This window comes from Sphingobacteriales bacterium, assembly GCA_012517435.1.
In the GTDB taxonomy this organism is placed as follows: Bacteria; Bacteroidota; Bacteroidia; order CAILMK01; family JAAYUY01; genus JAAYUY01.
In genome coordinates, this window is record JAAYUY010000208.1 from 1 (window position 1) to 5390 (window position 5390).

Below are 5390 nucleotides of genomic sequence, written 5' to 3' on the forward strand. Positions count from 1 at the left end.
CTCGAACCTTCCCCGTAATTTTCATCTCCAACCACGATGGAGGGTATTCCGGCTGCTTTGTATTGCCGCTGAACTTTTGGAACCGACTCGTATTGTCCGGTCAGCTGGTTCTTTACGCTATCTGTTTTATCGTTGAAATAATTGACAGCCCCGATCAGCATGTTATTTGAAATGTTGTCGAGGTGTCCGCGGTATTTAAGCCAGGGACCTGCCATACTGATGTGGTCGGTGGTGCATTTGCCTTTAACCTTAATAAGCAATCTCATGCCTGTGATGTTTTTCCCATCCCATGGTGCAAAAGGTTCAAGCAACTGTAGCCTGTCGGAGTCAGGATTGACAATAACTTCGATCTGGCTGCCGTCCTGTGCGGGGTCCTGATAGCCACGGTCAATGACATCAAAGCCTTTCGGAGGCAGTTCAATCCCCTGAGGTTCAGATAATTTCACCTTTTCTCCTTTTTCATTTTCAAGAAAATCAGTCATGGGATTAAAACTCAGCCTGCCGGCAATAGCAAAAGCGGTAACTATTTCGGGTGAAGCGACAAAAGCATGTGTATTGGGGTTGCCATCATTACGTTTGGCAAAATTGCGGTTAAATGAAGTAATGATGGAGTTTTTCTCCTGTTTGTCGGCTCCGTGACGAACCCACTGTCCGATGCAGGGACCACAGGCATTGGCAAGTACCACTCCACCAATATTTTCAAAAATTTCAAGATATCCGTCTCTTTCCACCGTATAACGTACCTGTTCGGAGCCGGGGGTAATCGTAAATTCCGATTGGGCTTTCAGTCCTTTTTCCATGGCAGTTCTGGCGACAGATGCGGCACGGGTAATATCTTCATAAGAGGAATTGGTACAGGAGCCGATTAATCCGACATCCAGTTTATCAGGCCAGTTGTTTTCTTTGACTGCTTTTGCAAATTGGGATAAAGGCCAGGCTCTGTCGGGGCTAAACGGCCCGTTGATATGCGGTTCAAGTTCTGAAAGATTTATTTCAATGACCTGGTCGAAATATTTTTCAGGATGTTCATACACTTCAGGGTCGGCAGTCAGGTGATTTTTAATACTCTCAGCCATTTCAGCCACAATTTCTCTGTCTGTTGTTCTCAGATAATCAGCCATTTTCCGGTCATATCCGAAAAGAGAGGTAGTAGCCCCGATTTCGGCACCCATGTTACAGATAGTTCCTTTTCCTGTTGCTGAAATGGTTTTGGCGCCTTCACCAAAATACTCAAGAATATACCCTGTGCCTCCTTTTACAGTAAGGATTCCTGCTACTTTCAGGATGACATCTTTTGCAGATGTCCATCCGTTCATTTTTCCTGTCAGTTTAACACCGATAAGTTTTGGCATTTTAAGTTCCCATGGCATGCCGGCCATAACATCCACGGCATCGGCCCCTCCGACACCAATGGCAATCATTCCCAGGCCACCAGCATTGACCGTATGAGAATCGGTTCCAATCATCATTCCGCCAGGGAATGCATAATTTTCAAGAATAACCTGATGAATAATGCCGGCACCGGGTTTCCAGAAGCCGATACCATATTTGTTGGATACTGAGGAAAGGAAATTATAGACTTCATCATTGTTTTTCAAAGCGGTTTTTAAATCTTCGCTGGCACCTTCCCTGGCCAGAATCAGGTGGTCGCAGTGAACAGTGGAGGGGACAGCTACCTTTTTGCGGCCTGCCATCATAAACTGCAGCAAGGCCATTTGCGCGGTTGCATCCTGCATGGCCACACGGTCGGGAGCAAAATCAACATAATCTTCACCTCTTTTGAAGGGTTTTTCAGGCATTTCTCCATAAAGATGGGCGTAAAGTATTTTTTCTGTCAGGCTGAGGGGCTTTTGCAAAAGTTTTCTTGCAGTTTCTACTTTTTGACTGAATTTTGAATAGACTGATTGAATGAGGTCAAAATCGAACATAGATATTAGTTTTTATTACTTAGAAAATTTTTCAGCTTGTTGATATTTTTAATTTCATCTGATTTTTTCCCTTTTCTATCTGCAATCATCAGGCTCAACCAGTCGAGGGTATAGATGAGGTTGTAGATTTCACGCATGGTAAATCCGTTGATGTTAATCATCGTAACCTGATTGCCTTGATTTTCAAGCAATTCTTTCAGGAATTGGAAACGGTAAGTGATTTTGTCAAGTAGTCCGCTGTCGATAAAGATAAAGTTGCTGTTGAGTTTGCCATAATAGGTTTCTATGACATTGTGGTTGGCTTCGGGTATTTCATGCACAAAAGCTTCTGTTTTGGCATTTTCCTGCAGTTGCTGGGCAAAGCGTATTCCTATCGGATAGGTGGGCGGATCGGTAATGATGATTTGTTTAACGTCTAATCTGTCTGTAAAGCCTGATAAAATATTGCCGGCTTCTGTAAGATAATATTCAGTGTTTTTCAGGTTTAGCAGCAGGCTTTTCAGGTTATTCTGAATATTTTGCCTCATCAGCTCAGAAAAAATAAGACTCAGGTAGGTGAGTGAATACCCGAGAGCCATTCGGGGCTGATAACCGGGTTCGGCCAGATAAACCTGTACATTGTTTTCTTCAGCCAGTTCCTGCAAAATGCCACCGGTGGTGATGGCCAGAATGAAAGCATGTTTTTCGACTGCCTGAATATACAGGCTGAGCGTTTCTTCCGTGTTTCCTGAATAGGAACTGATGATGACGAGCGAACTTTCATTGACATAATAGGGAAGGCTGTAGTCGGAGATAACTTCAACCGGAACCGGACTGATGTCGTAAAAGAAACTTTTTATGATTCTGCCTGCAATACCAGACCCTCCAAGACCGCAGATAATGATATTCTTAAAATTATCAATCGTGAGGTTATGACGAATGTAATTGTTTAGGGAATATTCAACCTGATAGGGAAATTTTTCGAGGTATTGCCGTTGGAATTTCATAAAGTCAAATGATTTGAATACCGCAAAAATAGATATAATTTCCCTTTTACTCAAATGTTATAGGGCAGATTGAACGGAATTTAGATAACCGAAAGCAGGATTTAATATTACCTTGAACTTCTTTTCAGGTAAGGTTAACTATTGAAAGTCAAAAAATGAAATTGCTGTTAATTCCTGATAAGCAATTTCAGGACGGTTATATGCCTGTCATCTGATACTTTAACCAGATAAACACCTGACGGAAGACTCTGAATATCGAGCTTTATCTGAATAGAATTTCCGGCAGTAAACGATTGAAGTATTCGTCCGTTAATATCCTGAATTTCAAGCTGATAATTGCCTTGCTCCTGGAACCCGACATAAACAAATCCGCTTGCAGGTACCGGGAATAAAGTTACATTTTGCTTTAAAACCTCATCTTTTAGAGACAGGCTTAAATCAACGTGTATTCCTGTCGAATCGACTCCGAAATTAACATTCCCGATTGCAGTATCTTCGCTTTCAATTTTAACGGGAATCAGTGAATCCATCGGTAACCCAGGTATATCAATAAAAATATTATAGTTGCCAACAGGAAGATTATCAAACCTGTACAATCCGTTATCGTCAGTTTTGGTTTTTTTAATCTGACCACCGGGTACTTTTTTCAGTGTTACATCCACGTCTTTTATTGGATTAGTGCCGGCACGGGTTCCGTCAATAGATGAAACAACACCTGAAATACTGGCTGTACCGGGTGGTATGGTATTGTTTTCAATCATCATGACAGTTAAGTTGACTGTATCTGCATCAGATAAATTAATAATCTGAGCTTCATTCCAGAAAAGTACATTTCCAAAATAGGTGGGTGCAAGGTCAGGGTAACTCAGCGTATCAGCTGTAACCAACAGGATATATCTGCCGCTCTGAATGTCAGAGAAAGTAAAGTTTCCAACGGAATCAAGAATGGTGGAAGCCACTTCAGCCGAACGTATTCCGTTGCTGAAAGCGATAAGTTTTACCTCACCCTTAGTAACGTCTGCACTTGCGCTGGTCGTAACATGTCCGTTGATGGTGAAGGTTTTCGAATAACGGATAATGGCTCCGCTGTCGCCCACACAGTATCCTGTATATTCATCAAGGAAGAAAACACTGCTGAGGTAATTTTTCGGGGTAGGCACTAAAGTCCAGGAATTTCCCCCGTTTACGGATTTTATCAGTTGTCCGTTACCTGACGTATCAGGTGCAATGGCATAAGCTATCTGATGGTTAATGAATAATATTCTGGAAGCACCACTATCTGAAACACTTATCCAGTTTTTTCCCCCGTCAGTGGTTTTCATGATGGCAAAACATCCGGAACCCATGTCGAGGCCACCGACAAATCCGGTATCCTTGTTCAAAAAGTAAATACCCGACATCCACATGTCGCAGGTAAAACGGAAAGTATCCCATGAATTGCCACCATCAAAGGTGTAATAAACATTTGATCCTGAAGCAGTTGCCCATCCATGATCGGAATCGGTGAAGAAGAGAAAACTAATCCATTCAGGTGTTCTGAATACTGTATCCCAACTGCTGCCTCCGTTAGTGGTTTTGAGTATTTTACTGTTCTGGTAATACTTGTTCCCGAATGCATAATATCCGGTGTCTGGGGTAGAAAAGAAAATTCCCCCGCTTCTTGATTCGGGTATATTTAAAGAGGCATTTGTCCATGTTTTGCCGCCATCTGTGGTTTTAATTAAGGTACCGTTACCGACAAAACCAGTAGCATAACCGGTGTTTTGATCAATAAAGTGTAAGTAAGCCAATTGGTCTGAAGTTCCTGACGGTACCGGTGTCCAGTTAAACCCTCCGTTTTCTGTCCTCAGCATGATCCCTTTTTCACCGCAGACTATCCCTGTATCCCTGTTGAAAAAATAAACATCACTTAAGCGCCTGCTGGTTTTGGAATTCAACACGATCCAGTTTTGCGAAAATGCAATACCATTAAGCAGAAATAACAATAAGATGGTAATTGATTTCTTCATAAAATTCTTTTTAGTTCAGGTTAAAATAATAAATATCCTCACAAAGGAGCAATTTTTAATATGTTGCAAAAATACAAAAAATATGCAGAGCCTGATGAAGAAAAAGAGCAGATTTTGAATTATTGAGCTATTCTCTGCTCTGGTTACTGAGGCAAATATTTTTTCCGGTAAAAATCAACAAGCTTTTGAGCAGATGGAAGGTTTTTTTCATTCACAGGAATTTTTAAATCTGAATAAATTTTTGCATTTTTTGAAGAATAATACCATGATTCAAGGGTGAGGACAATGAGCCCTTTTTTAACTGAAAGCTCAGCATTACTGAAATTGATTCCTTCGTCAGAAAGAATGAAAACTTTATTACCGGCAACGACAAGATCTTCAAAAAAGAATACATCTACATCCTGACCGGGTATAACTTCATATTTTCTTTTTTCGGCATAGTTTCTCCCGATACCATACAGAATTGA

At 41.3% G+C, this 5390-nt stretch carries 4 protein-coding genes; all 4 read right to left on the bottom strand.

Annotated features, from left to right (window positions below):
- A partial coding sequence (locus GX437_11490) for an aconitate hydratase (protein ID NLJ08283.1) occupies positions 1-1928 on the bottom strand: 1928 nt, incomplete at its 3' end.
- Between the two features lie 5 nt (positions 1929-1933).
- A complete protein-coding gene (locus GX437_11495) occupies positions 1934-2914 on the bottom strand; it encodes a bifunctional phosphoglucose/phosphomannose isomerase (GenBank protein NLJ08284.1) in 981 nt (326 codons plus the stop codon).
- A gap of 167 nt (positions 2915-3081) precedes the next feature.
- On the bottom strand, positions 3082-4923 hold the full coding sequence (locus GX437_11500) for a T9SS type A sorting domain-containing protein (GenBank protein NLJ08285.1): 1842 nt from the start codon (positions 4921-4923) through the stop codon (positions 3082-3084).
- A 143-nt stretch (positions 4924-5066) separates the two neighbouring features.
- Positions 5067-5390: hypothetical protein (locus GX437_11505; protein NLJ08286.1), on the bottom strand; the 324-nt coding region annotated here is incomplete at its 5' end.